Source organism: Pseudomonas sp. MF6767, assembly GCF_016405475.1.
GTDB lineage: Bacteria > Pseudomonadota > Gammaproteobacteria > Pseudomonadales > Pseudomonadaceae > Aquipseudomonas > Aquipseudomonas paracarnis.
The window spans coordinates 1-23,023 of record NZ_JAEKCY010000006.1 but is presented as its reverse complement, the minus strand read 5'-3'; the positions used below and the strand labels follow the sequence as shown (position 1 = coordinate 23,023).

Genomic DNA, 23,023 nt, shown 5'->3' with positions numbered 1-23,023 from the left:
TTACAGCGGGTCACTGTTGAAAAGAGCCGGAATGCCGGCCCAGCCAAAAGTAACCAAAAGGCTCTTGCCCCACCACTCGGCACCTCGCGTAGTCTCGGTGTGCCCGTAATCCGACAGCGTGGTTTAACGGGGCGCCTAAGATCAAAAGCAGATCAAGATCAAGAGCGGCTCGCTTCGCATCGTGGTTACCGTCGGCGGCTACAGGCTACAAAGTTGTGTAGATACCTATGGCCATCGCAGGCAAGCCAGCTCCCACATGGGTTCGCAGGGCATCAGTTGGATCAATGCCGGCTGTCAGGCCGCTTACGCGAGCAAGCCGCTTCCACCGCAAGCTCCCCTCACCACAAGTCAGCTAAATCCGTCGACGGCGGTTGAGTTGGGGGATGGCGGCTTGGGGAGCTTCCACGCGCGGGGCCTGCGCCGCCGTTTTCGCGGCCAGTTGTGCCAGCGTGGGCTGGCTGAACAAGGTGCGTGCGTCCACGTCCAGCCCGGCCTTGCGCAGGCGGGCTACCAGGTTCACTGCCAACAGGGAGTGCCCGCCCAGTTCAAAGAAGTGGTCATGGCGCCCTACCCGTTCGAGCTTCAACACGTCAGCCCAGATCCCGGCCATCAGGGTTTCCACCTCGCCCACTGGCGCTTCGTAGGCTCGGCTAAGCACGGCCTCCAGCCCTGGCGCCGGCAGGGCCTTGCGGTCGAGTTTGCCGGCGGGGTTGAGGGGCAGTGCGTCGAGTTGCACGAAGGCGGCCGGCACCATGTATTCCGGCAGGTGCTCCAGCACATGGTCACGCAAGGCTTGCAGGCTCGGCGCCTGGCCGCGCAGGGTGAAGTAGGCCACCAGGCGCTCATCGCGAATCAATACCGCCACCTCGTGCAGCGCCGGGTGGGCGGCCAGGCGTGCTTCGATCTCTCCCAGCTCCAGGCGCACACCGCGAAGTTTCACTTGGAAGTCGTTACGCCCAAGGAATTCAAGAGTGCCGTCTGGCAGGTAGCGCACCAGGTCGCCGGTGCGATACAGGCGGTCGCCGGGCACGAAGGGGCTTTCGATGAAACGTTCGGCGGTCAGCTGTTCCAAGCCCAGGTAACCACGGGCAACGCCGACGCCGCCGATGTGCAGTTGGCCGCTGATACCCATGGGCACCGGCGCATCATGAGCGTCCAGGACATACAGGCGGGTGTTGTTGATGGCGCGGCCAATCGGCAGTTGCAAGGCGGGCACCGGCGCGCCGGGTTCGAGGGTCCAGGCGCAGCTGTCCACCGTGGCTTCGGTGGGGCCGTACACGTTATGCAAGCGCACCGTGGGCAAGCGCGCCTGCACGCCACGGGCCAAGGCGGCGGTGAGTTCGCCGCCGCCGCACACTATATCGGTGAGGCTGGTGCACAGGGCCGATTCGTCCAGGTCCAGAAACTGCTGCAACATGGCGGGCACGAACTGGATCACCCTGATCTGCTGCTCACGAATCACCTGGGCCAGGTACGCCGGTTCACGGTGCCCATCGGGCCGCGCCAACACCAGGCGCATGCCGTTGCTCAACGGCCAGAACAGCTCCCACACAGAACCATCGAAGCTGAACGGCGCGCGCTGCAACAAGGCGCCGCCTTCGGCGTTCGGGCACAGTTGCGAGCCCCAATGCAACAGGTTGCCCAGGCCACGGTGCTCGATCATCACACCCTTGGGCGTGCCGGTGGAGCCCGAGGTGTACATCACGTAGGCGAGATTGGCGACGCTCAAGCCTGGCACGCTTGGATTGTCGATTGGCGCCTGATTCCAGGTGCAGTGGTCGAAGTCGATCAGCGGGATCGAGACATCGCCCACCCCTTCGCGAGTGGCAGCTTGTACCAACAGTGCCACTGGCTGGCTGTCTGTGAGCATGTAGGCCAGGCGCTCGCGTGGGTAACCTGGGTCGAGCGGCACATAGGCGCCGCCCGCCTTGAGAATTCCCAATAAGCCCACCACCAAGTCCAACCCACGCTCCACGCACAACGCCACCCGCGAGTCCGGTTGTACGCCGTGCTCACGCAAGTGAAAAGCCAGTTGGTTGGCACGTTCGTTGAGTTGGCGGTAGGTCAATGCGTGCTGACCCGCCTGCACCGCAATGGCATCGGGGGTTCGCCGCGCATGGGCTTCAAACAGCGCTTGCACGGTCAGCGTTTGTGGGTAGTCGGTGGAGGTTGCGTTGAAGTCCACCAATAGAGTTTGCAACTGGCTCGCGGGCAGCACCTGCACACCGCGCAGCGGCATATCCGGCGTGCTTTCCAATGCGTCCAGCAGGCCGTTCAGCGCGGTGTCGAAGTAGCTCAAGACAGGTTCAGCGCCCACTGTGTCCGGGGCCATGACCTTGAGCCGGAAGCCGCTGGCCGTGTCGTCCACCGTAAGCATCAACGGGTAACTGAGGATGTCTTCACTGCTAAGCAAGGCAATGCCCGGCACAAGGTTCAGTCCAGGGTCCGCGGAGGTGTGACGATAGTTGAGCAAACTGTTGAACAGTTCCGGCACGCCGCTGCGACGCTGGGCCAACGCCAGGGACGCCTGTTCATGGGCGAGCAAAGCGCTCAGTTGCGCGTGAGTATCGTGCAGCGCATCCGCCACGTTTTTCCCGGCCAGGCGCAGGCGCAGCGGCAAGGTGTTGATAAACATGCCCAAGGCCCGCTCGGCCCCCTCGCCGGCTTGCAAGCGGCCGAGCAGCACGGTACCGAACACCACATCTTCGCGGCCGGCGACACGGCTGAGCACCTGAGCCCAGGCCAGGTGGAAAAGGCTCGCGGCACTGACCCCCAGGGCTCGTGCCTGGCTGCGCAGGCGCAGATTGAGCGCGTCGCTGAGCGAGCGCTGCGCCTCTTCGGTCTCGGCACGCAGGGCCTGACGCTTCTGTAGGCCGAACGCCAAGGTCGGCTCATCGACATCCGCCAGACGCTCTCGAAAGAACGCCTCGTGCGCCGCCTGGCGAGCCGTTGAGCGGGCCTGCGCGACCATGTTGCGATAAGGCACGGGCACAGGCAGCTGCGCCTGTTGACCCAGCAGATGGGCACGAATCTCGTCCACCAGCAGCGTGGTCGACGTGGCATCGTTGAGCAGATGATGAAAGCGCAGCCTGGCGACCCAGCGCTGGTGCTGGGGCTCCTCGGCGTAATCCAGGGCCATCAGCGGCGCCTGGCGCAAGTCCAGGGGTTGCGCCGGTTCGCGCAGCACTTCAACTCGCAGCTGCGCCTGGCGCCACACCACCTGCATCGGTTGTTCCAGGGCATCCCACACCAGGCTGGTGCGCAAAATATCGTGGCGATCGATCACCTGTTGCAGGGCACTGGCGAAGGCATCCAGCTGCTCGCGGCGCGCGAAGCTGAACAGCGCTTGTTGCTGGTACGGGTCGTGCGCATCGGTGAGGTGGTGGTAGAGCAACCCTTCCTGCAACGGCGCCAGCGGATAGATATCCTGCACGTTGGCGGCGCCGCCAGGGATGCCGGCGACGATGCGGTCAAGGCTGGTTTGGTCAAGTTCGGCAAGAACGAGCAAATCCTTGGTGATATGGGTGCAACCGGCCGGGATTCGATTGGCCGGCACCGCCTGTTCGTGACCGACACACGCCGCCGCCAGCGCCGCCAGGGTGGGCTGGCCGAACAGCACTTGCACATCGGCGCGCAGGCCGGCCTCGCGCATGCGCTGCACCAGTTGCACCGCCAACAGCGAATGCCCGCCCAGCTCGAAGAAATGGTCATGGCGGCCCACTGGCTGCACATTCAGCAACTCGGCCCAGATCTGCGCCAGTGTGGTCTCCACGCCCTCTTGTGGCGCTTCGAAGCGGCGGGTGATAAAGGCTTCCTGGGTCGGTGACGGCAAGGCTCGGCGGTCGAGCTTGCCGTTGGCGGTGAGGGGCAACGCGTCGAGGCACACGTAAGCCGCCGGCAGCATGTAGTCCGGCAGCGAGGCTTGCAGGTGAGTGCGCAGCACTTCGATTTCCACAGGCTGACGGGGCACGAACCACGCCCATAATTGCCCGTCGCGAAACTGCACCACCGCGTCCTGAAGCGCCGGATGGCTGGCCAGGGCCGACTCGATTTCCCCCAGTTCGATGCGCACGCCACGGATTTTTACCTGGTCGTCATTGCGCCCCAGGTAGTCGAGATTGCCGTCTGGCAGCCAGCGCGCCAGGTCGCCGGTGCGGTACATGCGACCGCCGCTGAAAGGGTCGTCGATAAACCGTTCGGCACTCAACTCGGCACGGTTCAGGTACCCCCGCGCCACGCCCTTGCCGCCGACATACAACTCCCCCGCCACGCCAATCGGCACCGGGCGTTGCTGCGCGTCCAGCAGGTAGACGCGGGCATTGGCGACCGGCGCGCCGATATGCAACGGCTGGCCCACCTCAACGCGCCCCGAGGTCGCCACAACGGTGGCTTCGGTGGGGCCATAGTTGTTCACCACCGCAAACGTCTGCGCCTGGGTGAAGGTGCGCAGGCGGTCGCCGCCGATCAGCAAGGTGCGCAAGGTGGGATGCCCCAGCCCCTGGCTGAACGCATATTCGGCCACAGGCGTGGGCAGGAAACACACATCCAATGGTTGCGAGCGCCACCAGCCGAGCAACGCGTCGATATCTTCCGCGCCTTCATGGGCCGGTGGCAGGTGCAAGGTCGCCCCCACGCACAACGCCGGCCAGACTTCCCAGGCCATGGCATCAAAACCGAAGCCGGCGACGCTGGCAGTGTGGCTGCCCGCATGCAGGTCGAACGCTTGGCAATGCCAGTCCACCAGGTTCGACACGCTGTGATGTTCGACCATCACACCCTTGGGCAACCCGGTGGAACCCGAGGTGTAAATCACGTAAGCCAGGTTCGACGGCGTGACGGCAACCTGAGGGTTACTGTCGATGGATGCGCTACCAGGCTCCAGCGCGATCACCGGTACCGTCGAGACGGGCAGACGCTGGCGTAAATCGCGCTGAGTCAGGATGGCCGCGGGCGCGCTGTCGTGCAGCAGGTACTCCAGGCGTTCGCCGGGATGGGCCGGGTCAAGCGGCACGTAGCAGGCGCCGGCCTTGAGGATCGCCAACAGCCCCGCCAGGGTGTCAAGGCCACGCCGGGCCAGGATTGCGACACGGTCATCGGGCTGTACGCCGAGCGCCACTAGTTGATGGGCGAGTGCATTGGCCTGGCGGTTGAGTTGGGTGTAGCTCAGTGAACGGTCCTGAAACACCGCCGCAATCGCGTGGGGCGTGCGTGCGGCCTGGGCCTCGATACGCTGGTGCAGGGTTTGCGGCGTGGCGTTGGGCTGCGCGGTGGCGTTCCAGTGCAGCAGTCGGGCCTGCTCCTCGGGCAGCAGCATGCAAAACTCGCCGATGGGCAGCGCAGTGTCCTCCAACCCCTGCTCCAGCAGCCCGATGAAACGCTGGGCCAACGCCTGCACATCGTGCGCCTGGAAATACGCCTCGTTGTAGACGCAATGCAGCCACGCATTGTCCTGGTAACGGTTGCTGCGCAGATGAAGGGCGAGCGGTAGCGCTTCATGGTGATTGGAGACCTTGATCGCGCGGGCCTGGACCTGACCGAAGCGCAGGTCGTGGTCGTCCTGCTCGAACGATACCGACACGTCGAAGAGTTGCCCGCGATCTGTTCGGCGCAAGCCCAGCTCGCGGTTCATCTCACTCAACGGGAAGCGCTGATGACGAAAATCCTGCTTGAGCTGATCACGGATGCCCCGTACCAGAGCACCGAAAGACACGCCCTCGTTGAACGCAAAACGTACCGCGCTGACCTGGGTGAAGAGGCCCACAGTGGCGCGAAAACGCGCGTTGGAGCGGTTGAGAATCGGCAGGCCTACTCCCCATTCCTGCCGTTGGCTGGTGCGGGTGAAATACACATACATCGCCGCCAGCAACACATGAAAGGCCGACGCCTGGTAGTGGTTGGCAACCTGCTCCATGCGGTTGAGCAACTGCACCGGAAAGCCCTGCACCCAGGTGTTGCTCGACGTCTTGGTGTTGTGCCTGGGGGTGAGCAGCGGCTCGGGCAGCACCTGGTATTTGCCCAGCCAATAATCACGGTCGCGGGCGTAGCGGGCCGATTGCAGGTAGCGTTGGTCGGTGTCGATAAAGTCGATGTAGGAAGGCGCCAGTGGCTCGGTGGCGTGCCCCTGCTCCAGGGCGCTGTAGAGCTGCGCGAGGGATTGCAGCATCTGGCCGAAGCCCCAGCCGTCGAGGATCAGGTGATGAGCCTGGGTACCGAGGCGGTAGTGATCATCATCAAGTTTGACCAGGAAAAAACGGCACAGTGGCTCGCCGCTCAGGGCGTAGGGCCGAGCCATTTGCGCCTGCATCAAGGTTTGGCTTGCCGCGGATGGGTCGGGCAGCGCGGAGAAATCATGCAGCGCCATTTCCACCTTCAGCTCCGGGGCGAATGTTTGCCCAGGCAGGCCATTGGCGTCGGTGTGCAGTTGGGTGCGTAGTGCATCGTGACGGGCCACCAGCAGTGCGACAGCATGCTGCATGCGTTCGGGCTCGACGGTGCCGGCAAAATCCAGATAGCCGCCAATGTTGTACAGCGGCGAATCGCCCACGCGCAGTTGGTCGAGCCAAATGTCTTGTTGGGCGCCAGTGAGGGGGAAGCGGGCCGGCTGGCTGGAGGAATACTGCATAAGATCCTTCTCATGGGGGTCAGGCACTGGCCGCGCAGAGGTGGCCCATTACGCCGAAGTTGCCGGATTGGAGCATGGCCGCCGAGGGGTGTCTGACACCCGAAACCCGGACATTCAAATGGATGGATAGGCCTTGATCGAAGGTTCATGGCTGAAACGATTAAAGCGTTGTAGGAGATTGGCTACAGCTCATCCATGCCGAGCCTCTGGATAACCCCTTTATTTTAATAATTCATCATTTACATCAATAACTTAACTAAAACTAAAAATAACTTACACCTGTACGTAGCCGGCTTAATTCACGAGAAACGTCGGATTAATGGCGCAGCTTTTATGGCAGCTTGTGTCCCTCGTTTCCGCTACATACGTAGGACAAATCCCTATGGCTAAATAAAATTTCGAACGCCGAGTTACGTTCAAGCAGTACGGAGCGCCCTGCACAGGCCCTGGGCAACCGTTGACGGTTTTCGACATCAAGGATGAGATGGCTATGAGTCTGACCCCGAGTATTGGCGACACCTGCGGCCCGCATTTTTATGCCGAAATGGGCGAGTTGATTTCAAACAGCGGCGACGAACATTTCGCCGCCACGATGTTGCAGCTGGTGGGCAAGTGGGTACCGATTCACCTGGTAGACCTCAGCGAATGGACCCTGGATGAACTGCGCGACCGCGTGCTGGACATCAAGTTACTGGGCAGCGCCGGGGTGAAAAAGGATTTGTCGGTGCCCCAGACCTTGCATGCGCTGAACGACCACCCGCTGTTGCGGCAGATGCTGCACATGCAAGACCCGCTGCTGATCCAGATGAACGCCAAGGCCAACAGCGCGCATCCGCGCGGTACTTCGCACCAGTGCAATCTGGTATCGCGCCAGGGCAATCGACGCTGTGTGATTTCGTTCTACCGCCCGCCGACGCAGCAGGGGTTCTCCCTGGCTGAGTTGTCGTTTCTCAAGTGCTTGTCGGACACGCTGTTGCCGTTGATGGAACGGCACGCCCAGAGCCTGCGCCAGGCGCCGCACGCCGAGACTGAGCCGGCCCATACCCTGTTGGAACAATCGCAGTTGCAGCGTGAGTTCTACAAACGCTTGTCTTTGAGCGACATCACCCTTTCGGCGCGGGAACAGGAGGTGTGCCTGGGCCTGCTGACCGGCGGTACCGTGCCGCAAATCGCGGAGAAACTCAGTGTCAAAAACAGCTCGATCGAGACCTACCTCAAGCGCGCCGCCGCCAAGCTGGGCGTGAGCGGCCGGCATGGCCTGGCCAAATGGATGGTGGGCGCCTGATGAACACACGAGCACTGTGCACCGTCGGCATGGCCTGGATGCTCGGCGGTTGCTCGCTGATTCCCGAGTACCAGCGACCAGCCGCGCCGACGCCTGCGCAGTACCCCCAAGACGGCGTATACCGCCTGGCGCAGGCCGGCACCCAGGCGCAAAACCCGGACTGGCAGCAGCTGTTCCGCGACCCGGCGCTGCAACAGCTGATTAATGATGCACTGCTCAACAACCGCGACCTGCGAGTGGCGGCCCTGAATGTGCAAGCGTTCCAGGCCCAGTACCGAATCCAGCGCGCGGATCTGTTCCCGGCGATCTCTGCCACAGGCGCCGGCAAGCGCCAGAAGCTGCCGGGGAGCGTGACCGGCACCGGCAAGTCAGCGATAACCTCCAATTACTCCGCCACCTTGGGCCTGAGCGCTTACGAACTGGATCTGTTCGGCCGCGTGCGCAGCCTCAGCGAACAGGCGCTGCTCACTTACCTGGGCACCGAACAAGCGCGGCGCAGTACGCAATTGAGCCTGGTGGCCAACGTCGCCAATGCTTACCTGACCTGGCGCGCCGATCAGGAACTGCTGGCCCTGGCCGAGCAAACCCTGGTCGCCAACGACCACAGCTGGCAATTGACCAGCCGCAGTAAAAGCGCAGGCAAAGCCTCGGCGCTGGACGTAGTGCAAGCGCGCACGGCAGTGGAAAGTACCCGCGCCAGCGTAGCCCGCTATGAACGCCAGGTGGCCCAGGACCTCAACAACCTCACGCTGCTGGTGGGTGGCCCGGTGGATGAACACCTGCCTGCGCGCCCATTGGCCGACGATCTGGTCGCCCGCGTGCCCGCCGGCTTGCCCTCGGACCTGCTGCAACGCCGCCCGGATATCCTCCAGGCCGAATACCAACTGCAGGCGGCCAACGCCAATATCGGTGCGGCCCGTGCCGCGTTCTTTCCTTCCGTGACCCTGACGGCAAACGCCGGCAGCACCAGCAAGGAGCTGTCGGGGCTGTTCAAGGGCGGCTCGGGTAGCTGGACCTTTCAGCCGCAGATCAACCTGCCGATCTTCAACGCCGGCAGCCTGCGCGCCAGCCTCGATTACGCCAGGCTGCAGAAGGACATCACGGTGGCCCAGTACGAAAAATCCATCCAGGGCGCCTTCCAGGAGGTTGCCGACGGCCTCGCCGCACGCCAGACCTTCAACGACCAACTGGCGGCGCAACGGGATTTCGTCGCCGCCAACCAGAACTACTATGACCTGGCCGAGCACCGTTACCGCAGCGGCGTGGACAGCAACCTGACGTTCCTCGATGCGCAGCGTTCGCTGTTCAGCGCGCAACAGGCGCTGATTGTGGACCGGCTGGCGCAGTTGGTCGCCGAGGTGAATTTGTATACCGCACTGGGGGGCGCCTGGGATATCAGCGCAACCCCGACTGCCGCAGCCGGTACTCCCCCGGTGTCATCTGTGCATAGCGCAAAAAAAACCGGCTGAAATACGCAGGGTCCTTGAACCCCAGCTGGTAGCAGATTTCATTCGCGGAACTGCCGGTAAACAACAGCAGGCGCTTGGCCTCTTGCATCAGCCGTTCAAGGATCAGGCGCTTGGACGGCAGGTCAGCAATGCGTCGGCACACTTCATTGAGCCGCGCCTGGGTCACGCCAATGCCCTCGGCATAACGCGCCAACGGCCAATGTTCCAGGTAGTGGGCTTCGATCAGCTCGTTGAAACGATGGAAGATGCGCAGGTCTTCATGGGCTGTCGGGCGTGCCGGCTGGGCGTGGGCGCACAGGCGCAGCAACCGGATCATGATCAACCGCGTCAGGCTGTCGAGGGCGGCGGCGCGCCCTGCCCGTTCGGCGTTGATCTCACTGCACAGCGCCTCGAAGAGTTGTTCCACCCCCTCAGCGTCGCCAGTCAAGGCCACACATGCGGCGCCGGAGGCGAGGCTGGGGTCGGCGTCGATCAATCCCCATACAAGCTGCTGGCGCACCGTCAACACATGCCCGTCGGCATCGGCTTCGGTGACAAACGCGTGGGCCACCGTGGGCGGCGTGAGAAAAAACATCGGTCCCGATTCAACGTACTGGCGGTCATCCAGATACACCCGCACTGCACCACTCTTGACGTAATGCACCTGGAAAAACCGGTCATGGCGATGCACCGCCATATTGCGCCCGAAAAACCCCGCCAGGTTGCCGAGCTTGTCGTAATGCACCTCGGCGTCGCTGTAGCGCTGGTCGTAGACCTGCCCGATGTTGATGTTGGGAATCGGCTTCACGGGGCTCTCTTCTTGTTGTTGTGAGGCCAGCGCAGTGTGCCACGCTTGACGGTAGTTAACATATTAATTATAACGTTAACAACTTAACGAACGGCCGTGCAGCCGTCGTCACCGCCAGGAGAAACGCATGAGCCGAACCCTGCATGATGTTGCCAGCGGCACCCTGTTCGGCGTTGCGCTGAACTACCAGGGCCTGCTGGACCAGCATCTCGCCGCCTTCCAACAGGCGCCCTACCAGCAGCCGCCGACCAAGCCGGTGCTGTTTATCAAAACCCCCAACACGCGCAATGGGCACGACGGCGTGGTGCTACACCCGCACGGCGAGCGCCTGCAACCGGGCCCGGCGCTGGGCGTGGTGATCGGTCAGCGCGCCAGCCGTGTCAGCCTGGAGAACGCCATGGCGCATGTGGCCGGGTATGTGGTGGTGAATGAATTCAGCCTGCCGGAAGACAGCTACTACCGCCCCGCCGTCAAAGCCAAATGCCGCGATGGGTTTTGCGCCCTGGGCCCGCAGTTAGTGGCGCGGGATCAAGTGGCCAACCCCAATCAATTGAGCCTCAAGCTGTTCGTCAATGGCGAGCTGCGCCAGGAAAGCTCTACCGCCGATTGGATACGCGACATCCCGCAATTGATCGCCGAGATCAGCGAGTTCATGACCCTGTACCCCGGCGATGTACTGATCACCGGCACCCCGCAAGGCCGCGTGGATGTGCAGCCAGGCGACCAGGTTGAGGTCGATATCACCGGCATTGGCCGCCTGAGCAACACCATTGCAGCGGAGGCATCGGCATGAAACGCGCACGTATCCACTTTGAAGGTGCACCCCACAACGTATTGGTGCAAGCCGACTGCAGCGTGCGCCTGGAGGATGGGCGGTTGCTGGCCGAAGACCAGGTGCAATGGCTGCCACCCGCCACCGGCAACATGTTCGCCCTGGGTTTGAACTACGCCGACCACGCCGCCGAACTGGCCTTTACGCCGCCGACCGAACCGCTGGCATTCATCAAATCGGTGGGCACCTACACCGGTCACCGCCAAGTCAGTTGGCGCCCCGACAACGTCGCCTATATGCACTACGAGTGCGAGCTGGTGGCGGTGATCGGCAAGACCGCGCGCAACGTCAAGCGCGCCGACGCCCTGGACTACCTGGCCGGTTACACGGTGTGCAACGACTACGCGATCCGCGACTACCTGGAAAACTACTACCGCCCCAACCTGCGCGTGAAAAACCGCGACGCCACCACCCCGGTCGGCCCGTGGATTGTCGACGTGGCCGATGTGCCCGACCCAGGCAACCTGAAATTGCGTACCTGGATCAACGGCGAACTGCGCCAGGAAGGCAGCACGAAAGACATGATTTTCGATATCCCCTACCTCATCGAATACCTGTCCAGCTTCATGACCCTGCAACCGGGCGACATGATCGCCACCGGCACGCCCGAGGGCCTGGCCGATGTGGTGCCGGGGGATGAGGTAGTGGTGGAAGTCGAAGGCGTGGGCCGCCTGGTCAACCGTATCGTCAGTGAAACGGAGTTTTTCTCCGCGCGCAAAGAGGCTTGAACAACATGATCAAACACTGGATCAACGGCCGTGAGGTCGAGAGCAAAGACGTCTTCATCAACTACAACCCGGCCACCGGCGAGGCCATCGGCGAAGTCGCCAGCGGCGGCGCCGAAGAAGTCGCGCAAGCCGTAGCGGCGGCGAAGGCCGCGTTCCCCAAGTGGGCCAATACGCCGGCCAAAGAGCGCGCGCGCTTGATGCGCAAGCTGGGCGAGCTGATCGAACAGAACGTGCCACACCTGGCCGAGCTGGAAACCCTGGACACCGGCCTGCCAATCCACCAGACCAAGAACGTGTTGATCCCGCGTGCCTCGCACAACTTCGATTTCTTCGCTGAAGTCTGCACCCGCATGGACGGCCACACCTACCCGGTGGACGATCAGATGCTCAATTACACCCTGTACCAGCCAGTGGGCGTGTGCGGGCTGGTATCGCCGTGGAACGTGCCGTTCATGACCGCCACCTGGAAGACCGCGCCGTGCCTGGCGCTGGGCAATACGGCGGTGTTGAAGATGTCGGAACTGTCGCCGATGACTGCCAATGAACTGGGGCGCCTGGCGGTGGAGGCCGGGATTCCCAATGGCGTGCTCAATGTGATCCAGGGCTACGGCGCCACCGCCGGTGATGCACTGGTGCGCCACCCGGATGTACGGGCGATTTCCTTTACCGGCGGCACCGCCACCGGTAAGAAAATCATGCAGACCGCCGGCCTGAAAAAGTACTCCATGGAACTGGGCGGCAAGTCGCCGGTGCTGATTTTTGAAGACGCCGACCTGGAACGCGCCCTCGACGCCGCGTTGTTCACGATCTTCTCCCTCAACGGCGAGCGCTGCACCGCTGGCAGCCGGATCTTCATCCAGGAAAGTGTCTACCCGCAATTTGTCGCCGAGTTCGCGGCGCGAGCCAAGCGCTTGATCGTCGGCGACCCCCAGGACCCGAAGACTCAGGTCGGCTCGATGATCACCCAGGCCCATTACGACAAGGTCACCGGCTACATCAAGATCGGCCTGGAGGAAGGCGCCACGCTGCTGGCTGGCGGCCTGGAACGCCCGGCCAACCTGCCGGCGCACCTGAGCCGCGGCCAGTTTATCCAGCCGACGGTGTTTGCCGACGTGAACAACCGGATGCGCATCGCCCAGGAAGAAATCTTCGGCCCGGTGGTGTGCCTGATTCCGTTCAAGGATGAAGCCGAGGCACTGCAACTGGCCAACGACACCGAATACGGGCTGGCCTCCTACATCTGGACCCAGGACATCGGCAAGGCCCACCGCCTGGCGCGCGGTATCGAAGCGGGCATGGTATTTATCAACAGCCAGAACGTACGGGATCTGCGCCAGCCGTTTGGCGGAGTCAAAGGCTCGGGCACCGGGCGTGAAGGCGGCCAGTACAGCTTCGAAGTGTTTGCCGAGATCAAGAACGTGTGTATTTCCATGGGCAGTCATCACATTCCGCGCTGGGGCGTGTAGCCCAGGCTCAAACAAGCCTCCTGTGGGAGCCGGGCTTGCCCGCGATGCAGACACCGCGGTCCTTCAGCCGTACCGAGTCGATGCCATCGCAGGCAAGTCAGCTCCCGCAGGGACCTCAACGGCCTTACAAGAATAATTATTCAGGAGAGTCATCATGGGCGAAGTGGTTCTGGCAGCGAAGATCTGCCACGTACCGTCGATGTACCTGTCGGAACTGCCCGGCAAGCATCACGGCTGTCGCGAAGCGGCGATTGCCGGGCACAAGGAGATCGGCCGGCGTGCCCGCGAACTCGGGGCAGACACTGCGGTGGTGTTCGACGTGCACTGGCTGGTCAACAGCGGCTACCACGTCAATTGCGGCGAGCAGTTCCAGGGCACCTACACCAGCAACGAACTGCCGCACTTCATCAAGAACATGGACTACGCCTACCCCGGCTGCCCTGAACTGGGTGAGCTGATCGCCGCCGAAGCCAACCTGGCTGGCGTGCGTAGCATGGCCCACAACATCCCGAGCCTGGAACTTGAATACGGCACCCTGGTGCCCATGCGCTACATGCATATGGGCGTGCCCGACGCAGAGAAATTCAAGGTCATTTCCATCGCTGCCTGGTGCGCCTGGCATCGCCTGGAAGACAGCTTTGCCTTCGGCGCCGCCGTGCGCCGGGCGATCGAAAAGAGCGACCGCAAGGTGCTGGTGCTGGCGTCCGGCTCGCTGTCCCATCGGTTCTCGGACGACCGCCAGGCTGAGGCGAATATCCACAACTGGACCCGCGAATTCGACAAGCAGGTGGACCTGCATGTCGTGCAAATGTGGAAGCAAGGCCGCTTCAGGGAGTTCTGCGCCATGTTGCCCGACTACGCCGATCACTGCTTTGGCGAAGGCAAGATGCACGACACCGCCATGCTCCTGGGCCTGCTGGGTGGGCCCGACTATGCCAAGCCGGCCGAGATCATCACGCCGCCGTTCGGCAGTTCGGGCACCGGCCAGATCAACGCGATTTTCCCGCTTTAACCCTGGGAGAACATCATGCCGCACTTTATCGCTGAGTACACCGACAACCTCGAACAACAGGCCGATTTGCCCGGCCTGTTTGAAAAAGTCCACCGCGTGCTGGGCGACAGCGGTGTGTTTCCGCTGGGCGGCATTCGCAGTCGCGGCGTGCGCCTGGACACCTGGCGCATGGCCGATGGCAAGCACGACTATGCCTTTGTACACATGACCCTCAAGGTCGGCCATGGCCGCGACCTGGCGACGCGCGAAGCAGTCGCCCAAGCGGTGTTCGCGGTGATCACCGCACACTTCGCCGAGCTGCAGGCGCAACGGTTGTTGGCGCTGTCGTTCGAGATGATCGAGCTGCACCCACAGCTCAACTTCAAGCAGAACAATGTGCATGCGTTCCTGAACAACCCGGCAAGCTGAAACGGCCCCGCCCCCCCTGTAGGAGCGAGCTCGCTCGCGAAGAACCCACAGGCACCGCGGATCACCGGCAGCGCTGCGTTTTCGTTAACGTTTTTCGCGAGCAAGCTCGCTCCTACAACAAAAAGAACAACGCCATGAGCACAGCCCATTCCACTGCAAGCCTGCGGCTTGCCGAGCACGACCGCACCCATCGTTTGGTGACCTGGCGCCTGATGCCCTTGTTGCTGGTGTGTTACCTGTTCGCCCATCTGGACCGCATCAACATCGGCTTTGCCAAGATGCAGATGAGCAGCGACCTGCACTTCAGCGACACCGTGTATGGCTTCGGCGCCGGCCTGTTCTTCATCGCCTACGCACTGTTCGGCGTGCCCAGCAACATTGCCCTGGACCGTGTCGGACCACGGCGCTGGATCGCCTGCCTGATGGTGGTGTGGGGTCTGCTCTCCACCGGCATGTTGTGGGTGGAGAGCGCACGCGGGTTCTACGTGCTGCGCTTTCTGCTGGGTGTGGCCGAGGCCGGTTTTTTCCCGGGGATCCTGGTATTCCTCAACCGTTGGTACCCGGCACGCCGTCGCGCCCAGGTCACTGCCTTGTTTGCCATTGCGGTGCCCATGGCCGGAGTGCTGGGCGGGCCGATTTCCGGGGCGATCCTGGAGAACTTCCACGACGTCGGCAGCCTGCGCGGCTGGCAGTGGATGTTCCTGATCGAAGGCGCGCCCGTGGTGCTACTGGGACTGGTGGTACTCAAGTGGCTGCCGGACAGTTTCGAGTCGGTGCACTGGCTGACTGCCGAGCAAAAACAGCAATTGCACACCCAACTGAGCAACGAGGAACAGCGCAAGACCATCACCTCGTTCGGCGGCATCCTGCGTGACCCGCAGGTGTGGCTGCTGGTGGCCGTGTACTTTGCGGTGATGCTGGCGGTCAACACCCTGGCGTTCTGGATGCCCACCCTGATCCACGGCGCCGGCATCGGCCGTGACAGCCAGGTCGGCTTGCTCAGCGCCGTGCCGTACCTGGCCGGCTGCTTCTTCATGCTCGGCTGCGGGCGCTCGTCCGACCGCCACCGCGAACGCCGCTGGCACCTGTGCGTGCCATTGCTGATGGCGGCGCTCGGCATCGCCGTCGCGGGCCTGGCGCCCGCCAATGCGCTGCTGGTGATGGGCGGGCTGGTGGTCGCCGGCATGGGCGCCAGTGCCGCGCTACCGATGTTCTGGCAACTGCCACCGGCGTTTCTCTCCCACACCACCCAGGCGGCGGGCATCGCCATGATCAGCTCGTTCGGCAGCATCGCGGCGTTCCTCGCGCCCTACCTGATCGGCTGGATGCGCGACGCCACCCAGAGCGCCAGCCTGGCCCTGTACGTACTCGCCCTGTTTATCGCCCTCGGTGGTTTGCTGGTGCTGCGCACCCAGGCCGCCATCGTCAACCCACACTAGAGACCGTTGCCATGCTCGACTCCCAGCAAATCCTCGCAGCCGCCGCCCACCTGGACCATGCCGAACGCAGCCGCGAACAGGTGCGCCAGTTTTCCCTCGACTACCCCGATATGACGATCGAGGACGCCTACGCCATCCAGCGTGAATGGGTCGCCCAGAAGATCAAGCACGGGCGCACGCTCAAGGGTCACAAGATCGGCCTGACGTCACGGGCCATGCAGGTGTCGTCGAATATCACCGAACCCGATTACGGCGCTCTGCTCGACGACATGTTTTTCGACGAAGGCAGCGACATTCCCTTCGAGCGTTTCATCGTGCCACGGGTGGAGGTGGAACTGGCTTTCATCCTCGGCAAGCCGCTTGAAGGGCCCAACTGCACGGTGTTCGATGTGCTCGACGCCACCGAGTGGGTGATCCCGGCGCTGGAAATCATCGACGCCCGCATCCAGCAGGTCGACCCGCATACCAACGCCACCCGCAAGGTGTTCGACACCATCTCCGACAACGCCGCCAACGCCGGTGTGGTCCTCGGCGGCCGCGCCGTGCGCCCCACCGAGATCGACCTACGCAAGGTGCCGGCGGTGTTGTATCGCAATGGCGTGATCGAAGAGTCCGGGGTGTCGGCGGCGGTGCTCAACCACCCGGCCAAAGGCGTGGCGTGGCTGGCCAACAAGCTGGCGCCCTATGACGTCACCCTGCTGCCCGGCCAGGTGATTCTCGGCGGCTCGTTTACCCGCCCCGTGGCAGCCCGCCCTGGCGATACCTTCCACGTCGACTACGACCTGCTCGGCTCGATTGCCTGCCGCTTCGTCTGAACCCAGGAGTGCTTTCATGGACATGCCTGTCAACCGCTTCAAGCAACGCCTGCACAACCGCGAGGTACAGATCGGCCTGTGGCTCGGCCTTGCCAATGCCTATAGCGCCGAGTTGGCCGCCAATGCCGGTTTCGACTGGCTGCTGATCGACGGCGAACACGCGCCCAATCAGCTGCCGGGGATGCTGGCGCAATTGCAGGCCATCGCGCCCTACCCCAGCCAGGCATTGATTCGCCCGGTGATCGGCGACACGGCGCTGATCAAGCAACTGCTGGATATCGGCGCGCAGACGCTGCTGGTGCCCATGGTCGAAAGCGCTGCCCAGGCCCGGGAACTGGTGCGCGCCCTGCACTACCCGCCCCAGGGTATTCGCGGCGTCGGCAGCGCCCTGGCCCGTGCTTCGCGCTGGAACAGCATCACCGACTACCTCGACCAGGCCGACGCGCAGATGTGCCTGCTGGTGCAGATTGAGAATGCCGAGGGCCTGGCCAATCTGGACGCCATCGCCGCCGTCGAAGGCGTGGACGGGGTGTTTATCGGCCCGGCAGATTTGAGCGCGTCAATGGGCCATCGGGGTAACCCGGGGCATCCGCAGGTACAGGCGTCGATTGAGGACGCCATCGTGCGTATCGTCAAGGCGGGTAAGGCGGCAGGGATTCTCAGTGCGGATGAAAATCTCGCACGACGCTATATCGAGTTGGGGGCGACGTTCGTGGCGGTGGGGGTGGATACCACGGTGTTGATGCGGGGGCTGCAAAGCCTGGCCGGGAAGTTCAAAGACGTACCGGTGGCTGCCAATACCGGTGGTGTCTACTGAAATCCATGTGGGAGCTGGCTTGCCTGCGATGGCGGTGCATCAGCGACAGATAAGCCAGCTGACCCGGCGCTATCGCAGGCAAGCCAGCTCCCACAGTTGACCGGTGGTGGTTCAGTCATTAGTTCAGCGTTTGATGTTCTTCAAGTCATCCAGCAACCCCAACAGCATCTGGAATTTCTCTTCGCCAAACTGATCCTGCAAACGCTGGTAGTTGGCCTCCATGCACTGGCTCATGGACTCGAAACTCGCCTTGCCCTTGTCCGCCAGGGTAATCAGCACCCGGCGCTGGTCCTGTTCGGCCTTGCGCCGGTGCACCATGCCGGCCGCTTCCATGCGCACCAGTACGCCGGTCATGCTCGGCTTGAGGATGCAGGCCAGTTCCGCCAGTTGGTAGATCTCCAACTCACCATGCTGTTCAAGGATGCGGATGATGCGCCATTGCTGTTCGGTCAGGCCGTGTTCATTCAGGGAAGGACGGAAAAAACTCATCGCGGCCTCGCGCGCTTGCAGCAAGGCCAGGGTCAGGGATTGTCGAGGTGTGGACATAGGGCTCAGGGTCACGAAGTATTTAGTTAATAGTTTAACGAAACTCTAACATTCCCGGCCGGCGACCGCGCTATAACTTGTAGGTGCCCTCGCCCGTGGCGCGCTGAATCAAAAACCCGGGCACGCAGGATCAAGACTTCCCGCCCGCCAGGGGCCCTAATGGAGGCATCCGCTTTAGCGCCTTCCTTCACTTTTTCAGGCTGCGCCATGATCAACATCGAAACCCCCACGTACTACACCGCCACCAAGAAATACAACCTCAGCTTCCCCACCCTGGAACAGGATATCGACGCAGACGTCGTGGTCATCGGCGGCGGCTTTTCCGGGATCAACACGGCCCTTGAGCTGGCGGAAAAAGGCATCACCAACATTGTGGTGCTTGAAGCGCGCTACCTGGGCTTTGGCGGCACGGGCCGCAACGGTGGGCAGATCATGGCAGGCATCGGCCATGACCTGGAGAAGATCAAGAAGGACGTGGGCGAAGACGGCCTGCGCCAAGTGTTCGAGATCAGCGACCTGGGCGCCGACATCATCAAGAACCGCATCGCCAAGTACAACATCGACGCGGACTTTTGCCACGGCTACGGCTATATGGGCTTCAACGCCCGCCAGGAAAAAACCCTGCGCGCCTGGGAGAAGGACTTCAAGTCGATCAACAGCCAGCACGAAATCCGCTTTCTCGGCGGCTCCGATGTGCAGCAGATCATCGGCTCCACCGCCTACACCAGCGCCCTGTTGCACATGGGTGGCGGGCATGTGCATTCGCTGAACCTGCTGCTGGGCGAAGCCACCGCACTGGCCAGCCATGGCGTGAAGATCTTCGAGAACAGCCCGGCCCTGGACGTCAGCTACGGCGAGCGCATCACCGTGCGCACCGGTCGCGGTTCGGTACGCGCCAGCAAGTTGCTGTGGGCCTGTGACAGCTTCCTCAACAAGCTGGAGCCAGAACTGCACCGCTCGACCATCAACACCTACGCGTTCCAGATGATGACCGAGCCGTTGTCCGAGGAGTTGATCCAGCGCATCAGCCCGATCCGTGGAGCCTATAGCGACATCCGCCCAGTGATCGACTACTACCGCGTCACCAACGAGAACCGCCTGCTGTTCGGTGCCGCCACGCCTTTGGTGGAGCACATTCCCGGCGACCTCAAAGCCTGGAACCGCAACCTCATGCTGAAGATTTTCCCCTACCTCAAGGACGTGAAAATCGACCTGGCCTGGGGCGGCCCAATGGCGTGCAGCCCGAACCTGTTCCCGCAGGTGGGCACCTTGCCGGGGCGCAGCAACGCGTTTTTCGTGCAGGGCTATTCCGGCTTTGGCGTCACCCCCAGCCACATCATCTGCAAGGTGCTGGCCGAAGGCATGAGCGAAGGCTCGGCGCGCTATGACCTGGTCAGCTCGATTCACCGCCCCACCATCATCGGCAAGGACGCGATTCGCCCGCTGCTGCTGACGGCGGGCAAATCCTGGCACCAACTTTCCGGCTACTGGAACGGTCGCCGCTAACCCCCTGTAGGAGCGGGCTTGCCCGCGAAAAACTTCAACGATAACGCGTGCTTCCTGAATGAACGCGGCGCCTGTGAGTTTTTCGCGAGCAAGCTCGTTCCTACAAAAATCTCGTACTTATCGGAGCATCTGCCATGACACTTACCACCCTCAAACACAACGTCCAGCTGTCGGAACTCGACGCCTGGGGCACCGTGGCCGACCTCGGCTCGCAAATCCTCGAAGGCGAAGTACGCGCCTTCGGCAAGATGACCTTTGGCGCGCCCACCGATGCGGTCAGCAGTGCGTACTTCGGCACGACCCAGGGCAAGTTCCGCATGGTCTACCCCTTCGCCGAGCAAGCCACGGTAGTGACCGGCGAAGTGGTGCTGACCGACGAGTCCACCGGCCAAACCACCCGCTACAAGGCCGGTGACAGCTGGTTCGTGACCAAGGGCACGCCGGTGCTGTGGGAAGTGGTCAGCGAGAGTTTCGTCAAACACTACTTCGCCGTCGTGTAAGGGAGGCGTTGCCATGTCGAATTCATCTGACTGGATCACCGTGGGCGCCCTGGCCGACGGTTTTGCACCCGAGGCGTTCATCCTGCCGAACCTGGCCGACCTGGCCGGCCAGACCTTCACCCTGCACTTTGCCAATGGCTGGCGGATCGAACACCGCTTCGAGCAGGAGCGCCTGGCCTGGCACGCCGCCGATGGCCACTCCAGCGGCAGCGCCGCCTACCGCGCCAGCTCCATTCGCCCGGGCCTGTACCTGGTGGACTTTATCAAGCACGAGGCGGGGCAAAGCTGGTCGATCAGCCTGGTGCTGGACACGCCAACGGCCTCCTTTACCGCGGTGATTGGCCGTATGCCAGAACCGGCGGAGACCCACGAGGGCCTTTACCACCGCGCCCTGGCCGGCAAACCGCTGACCTCGGTACAGGTTGACTTCCTCCACGGCAGCCTCGACCGGCCGTGGCAGGACGGTCACTGCCTGCACGCCCCCACCAATGAGTTGGTCGGCCTGCGCAACCACTACCGCTACAGCCCCAGCGAGGTCTACGAGCACATCTACCTCAACCCGCAATTCTACGCCTGGCAATGCCTTGAGGGCGTGGAGAAAGGCCTGTGCGACACCGACCGCTGCCATTACTACAAGATCGCCGAACAGCTGTACCTGTTCGTCTGGCAGGAGAAGATCGTACCGACCCTCGGCCTGGTGCTGATCGACCTGCAACAGCATCGCAGCGACGGCAAGATCTTCGGCTATGCCGGGGCGTCCTTCGACGCGCTGTCGAACTTCCCGATCAGTTCCTATTGCCAGGTGCTCAACCGCACGGAGTACCCCCGTGACTGAGCCGCGCACGGTGGTGATCACCGGGGCCGGCACCGGCATCGGCGCTGCCTGCGCACGCTTGTACGCACAGGAAGGCGCGCATCTGGTGCTGATCGGTCGGCGTCGTGAGCCACTGGAACAGGTGGCGCTGGACACCGGCGGGCTGATCCTGGTGGGCGATGCCGCCTGCCCGGACACCTGGGACGGCTTCATCCAACAAATCCGCAGCCACTTCGGGCGCCTCGATGTGCTGCTGGCCTGTGCCGGTGGTCACGGGCTGGGCAGCGCGACCCAGACCAGCCCGGCCACCTGGGAAGGCGCGCTGCGCAGCAACCTCGACAGTGCGTTTTACAGCGCTCGCGCCTGCCTGCCGCTGTTGCAGGAAAGCGCCGGGAACATGGTGCTGATTGGCTCCATCGCCTCATTGGCGGCAGGCCCCGAGGTGTGTGGCTACACCACTGCCAAGCATGCGCTGCTCGGGCTCAACCGCTCGCTGGCCCGTGATTATGGGCCCCATGGCGTGCGGGTGAACGCGGTGTGCCCAGGCTGGGTGCACACGCCGATGGCCGACGCGGAGATGCAGCCGTTGATGGAGGCGTACGGCGAAACCTTGCAGCAGGCCTATACACGGGTGTGTGCCGATGTCCCGCTGCGGCGCGCCGCCCGTGCCGACGAGATCGCCAAGGTGTGCCGCTTCCTGGCCAGCGATGACGCCTCGATCATTACCGGCGCCACGTTGGTGGCGGACGGTGGCTCCAGCATCGTCGACGTGCCGACGCTGGCGTTTACGCACCTGGAGCCTGCCCATGACGAATGACCTGGATTTCAGCGGCCAGGTCGTGCTGGTCACCGGCGGCGCCCAGGGCATTGGCCTGGGCATCGTCCAAGCCTTTGCCCAACGCGGTGCGCGGGTGGTGATTGCCGACCGTAGGGTTGAACAGGCTGAAGCCCTGGCTGCCGGGTTATGCGCGCAGGGGTATCACGTTGACGCCGTTGGCGTTGACCTGGCGGATGCCGAAGCGGTGTTCGCCTGCGTCCAAGGCTTGGCGCAACTGGATGTGCTGGTGCACAACGCCGGGTATTTTCCGCTGACCGCCTTTGCCGACATTACCCCAACGATCCTGGAGCGCACCCTGGCGGTGAACCTGTCGGCGCTGTTCTGGCTGACCCAGGCGGCGTTGCCGATGTTTCGCGAACAAGGCCGGGGCTGCGTGCTGGTGACGTCTTCGGTCACCGGCAACCGGGTCGGTTATCCGGGGCTGAGCCACTATGCGGCGTCCAAAGCTGGGGTGAATGGGTTTATCCGCAATGCAGCGCTGGAGCTGGCGCCGTTGAATGTGCGGGTCAACGGCGTGGAGCCCGGCATGATCGCCACCCCGGCGATGGATAACCTGGGCGATGCGGCCGTGAATGACAGCATCGCCCGCCGTGTGCCGCTGGGGCGCCTGGGCGCGGCGGCGGATATTGCCGGGGCGATGGTGTTTCTGGCCTCTGACCTGGCGGGCTATATCACCGGGCAGACGCTGGTGGTGGATGGTGGCGCGACTCTGCCCGAAATCTGAAACCCGATCGTTCCCACGCTCTGCGTGGGAATGCATCCTGTGACGCTCCGCGTCACGACTTCTGCGCGGGACGCGGAGCGTCCGGGGCGGCGTTCCCACGCGGAGCGTAGGAACGATCACGCTTGCACCGCCTGCAACCGGCTGGAACGAAAATCCTTGGGCGATACTTCGAACTGCTTCTTGAACGAGCGGCTGAAATGCGCCGAGTCGGTAAAACCCCACTTGCCGATCGTTCCCACGCTCTGCGTGGGAATGCATCCCGTGACGCTCCGCGTCACGACTTCTGGAGCGGGACGCGGAGCGTCCGGGGCGGCGTTCCCACGCGGAGCGTAGGAACGATCACGCTTGCACCGCCTGCAACCGGCTGGAACGAAAATCCTTGGGCGATACTTCGAACTGCTTCTTGAACGAGCGG

The 23,023-nt window shown here is 63.1% G+C and carries 19 protein-coding genes; 15 read left to right on the top strand and 4 right to left on the bottom strand.

Translation table 11 applies throughout. From position 1 onward, the window contains the following. Window positions 1–352 precede the first annotated feature (352 nt). Window positions 353–6,622: a non-ribosomal peptide synthetase gene (locus JFT58_RS11900; protein ID WP_198834386.1), complete on the bottom strand. Its 6,270-nt coding sequence runs from the start codon at window positions 6,620–6,622 to the stop codon at window positions 353–355. A 490-nt stretch (window positions 6,623–7,112) separates the two neighbouring features. On the opposite strand from JFT58_RS11900, the gene JFT58_RS11895 reads away from it, so the two are divergent. Further along, on the top strand, window positions 7,113–7,907 hold the full coding sequence (locus JFT58_RS11895; RefSeq protein WP_054897417.1) for a helix-turn-helix transcriptional regulator: 795 nt from the start codon (window positions 7,113–7,115) through the stop codon (window positions 7,905–7,907). Beyond that, on the top strand, window positions 7,907–9,376 hold the full coding sequence (locus tag JFT58_RS11890) for an efflux transporter outer membrane subunit (RefSeq protein ID WP_139271478.1): 1,470 nt from the start codon (window positions 7,907–7,909) through the stop codon (window positions 9,374–9,376). The genes JFT58_RS11895 and JFT58_RS11890 overlap by 1 nt, the downstream gene beginning before the upstream one ends. Here the strand turns inward: JFT58_RS11890 and hpaA are convergent. Continuing rightward, a complete protein-coding gene (gene hpaA, locus JFT58_RS11885) occupies window positions 9,303–10,163 on the bottom strand; it encodes a 4-hydroxyphenylacetate catabolism regulatory protein HpaA (RefSeq protein WP_034128182.1) in 861 nt (286 codons plus the stop codon). The two genes, JFT58_RS11890 and hpaA, sit on opposite strands and share 74 nt — an antisense overlap. 127 nt (window positions 10,164–10,290) lie before the next feature. Here hpaA and JFT58_RS11880 point away from each other — a divergent pair, with 127 nt between their 5' ends. The 8 genes from JFT58_RS11880 (at window position 10,291) to hpaI (ending at window position 17,680) form a co-directional block, all read left to right on the top strand. Continuing rightward, the gene (locus JFT58_RS11880; RefSeq protein ID WP_054897416.1) at window positions 10,291–10,956 is read left to right on the top strand and encodes a fumarylacetoacetate hydrolase family protein; all 666 of its coding nucleotides are present in this window, start codon (window positions 10,291–10,293) and stop codon (window positions 10,954–10,956) included. Next, window positions 10,953–11,723, top strand: coding sequence for a fumarylacetoacetate hydrolase family protein (locus JFT58_RS11875; protein ID WP_054897415.1), 771 nt, complete (start codon window positions 10,953–10,955; stop codon window positions 11,721–11,723). Before JFT58_RS11880 ends, JFT58_RS11875 begins: the two co-directional genes overlap by 4 nt. 5 nt (window positions 11,724–11,728) lie before the next feature. Beyond that, a complete protein-coding gene (hpaE, locus tag JFT58_RS11870; RefSeq protein WP_054897414.1) occupies window positions 11,729–13,189 on the top strand; it encodes a 5-carboxymethyl-2-hydroxymuconate semialdehyde dehydrogenase in 1,461 nt (486 codons plus the stop codon). Between the two features lie 154 nt (window positions 13,190–13,343). After that, the gene (hpaD, locus tag JFT58_RS11865) at window positions 13,344–14,201 is read left to right on the top strand and encodes a 3,4-dihydroxyphenylacetate 2,3-dioxygenase (protein ID WP_054897413.1); all 858 of its coding nucleotides are present in this window, start codon (window positions 13,344–13,346) and stop codon (window positions 14,199–14,201) included. A gap of 15 nt (window positions 14,202–14,216) precedes the next feature. Then, window positions 14,217–14,609 carry a 5-carboxymethyl-2-hydroxymuconate Delta-isomerase gene (locus JFT58_RS11860; RefSeq protein WP_034128187.1) on the top strand — a complete coding sequence of 131 codons (393 nt, stop codon included), beginning with the start codon at window positions 14,217–14,219 and terminating at the stop codon, window positions 14,607–14,609. Between the two features lie 134 nt (window positions 14,610–14,743). Beyond that, complete coding sequence (locus tag JFT58_RS11855) at window positions 14,744–16,048, top strand: MFS transporter (RefSeq protein ID WP_103299796.1); 1,305 nt, start codon at window positions 14,744–14,746, stop codon at window positions 16,046–16,048. Between the two features lie 11 nt (window positions 16,049–16,059). Then, window positions 16,060–16,863: a 2-oxo-hept-4-ene-1,7-dioate hydratase gene (gene hpaH / locus JFT58_RS11850; protein WP_054897411.1), complete on the top strand. Its 804-nt coding sequence runs from the start codon at window positions 16,060–16,062 to the stop codon at window positions 16,861–16,863. 16 nt (window positions 16,864–16,879) lie between these two features. Beyond that, a complete protein-coding gene (gene hpaI / locus JFT58_RS11845) occupies window positions 16,880–17,680 on the top strand; it encodes a 4-hydroxy-2-oxoheptanedioate aldolase (RefSeq protein WP_054897410.1) in 801 nt (266 codons plus the stop codon). Between the two features lie 123 nt (window positions 17,681–17,803). Here hpaI and hpaR read toward each other — a convergent pair whose 3' ends face one another. Beyond that, entirely contained in the window at window positions 17,804–18,226 is a 423-nt protein-coding gene (hpaR, locus tag JFT58_RS11840; protein WP_032896376.1) for a homoprotocatechuate degradation operon regulator HpaR, read from the bottom strand. A 207-nt stretch (window positions 18,227–18,433) separates the two neighbouring features. Here hpaR and JFT58_RS11835 point away from each other — a divergent pair, with 207 nt between their 5' ends. The 5 genes from JFT58_RS11835 to JFT58_RS11815 all read left to right on the top strand — a co-directional run bounded on the left by JFT58_RS11835 (window position 18,434) and on the right by JFT58_RS11815 (window position 22,608). After that, on the top strand, window positions 18,434–19,732 hold the full coding sequence (locus tag JFT58_RS11835; protein ID WP_054897409.1) for an NAD(P)/FAD-dependent oxidoreductase: 1,299 nt from the start codon (window positions 18,434–18,436) through the stop codon (window positions 19,730–19,732). Window positions 19,733–19,866: 134 nt separating this feature from the next. Continuing rightward, window positions 19,867–20,232 (top strand): cupin domain-containing protein, encoded by a 366-nt coding sequence (locus tag JFT58_RS11830; protein WP_034128191.1) that lies wholly within the window; start codon window positions 19,867–19,869, stop codon window positions 20,230–20,232. A 13-nt stretch (window positions 20,233–20,245) separates the two neighbouring features. Beyond that, on the top strand, window positions 20,246–21,067 hold the full coding sequence (locus JFT58_RS11825) for a molybdenum cofactor biosynthesis F family protein (RefSeq protein WP_054897408.1): 822 nt from the start codon (window positions 20,246–20,248) through the stop codon (window positions 21,065–21,067). After that, the gene (locus JFT58_RS11820) at window positions 21,060–21,863 is read left to right on the top strand and encodes an SDR family NAD(P)-dependent oxidoreductase (protein WP_034128193.1); all 804 of its coding nucleotides are present in this window, start codon (window positions 21,060–21,062) and stop codon (window positions 21,861–21,863) included. Before JFT58_RS11825 ends, JFT58_RS11820 begins: the two co-directional genes overlap by 8 nt. Further along, window positions 21,853–22,608: an SDR family oxidoreductase gene (locus tag JFT58_RS11815; protein ID WP_054897407.1), complete on the top strand. Its 756-nt coding sequence runs from the start codon at window positions 21,853–21,855 to the stop codon at window positions 22,606–22,608. Before JFT58_RS11820 ends, JFT58_RS11815 begins: the two co-directional genes overlap by 11 nt. A 116-nt stretch (window positions 22,609–22,724) precedes the next feature. Here JFT58_RS11815 and JFT58_RS30240 read toward each other — a convergent pair. Then, on the bottom strand, window positions 22,725–23,023 hold a 299-nt coding region (locus tag JFT58_RS30240; RefSeq protein WP_233095400.1), incomplete at its 5' end, for an AraC family transcriptional regulator.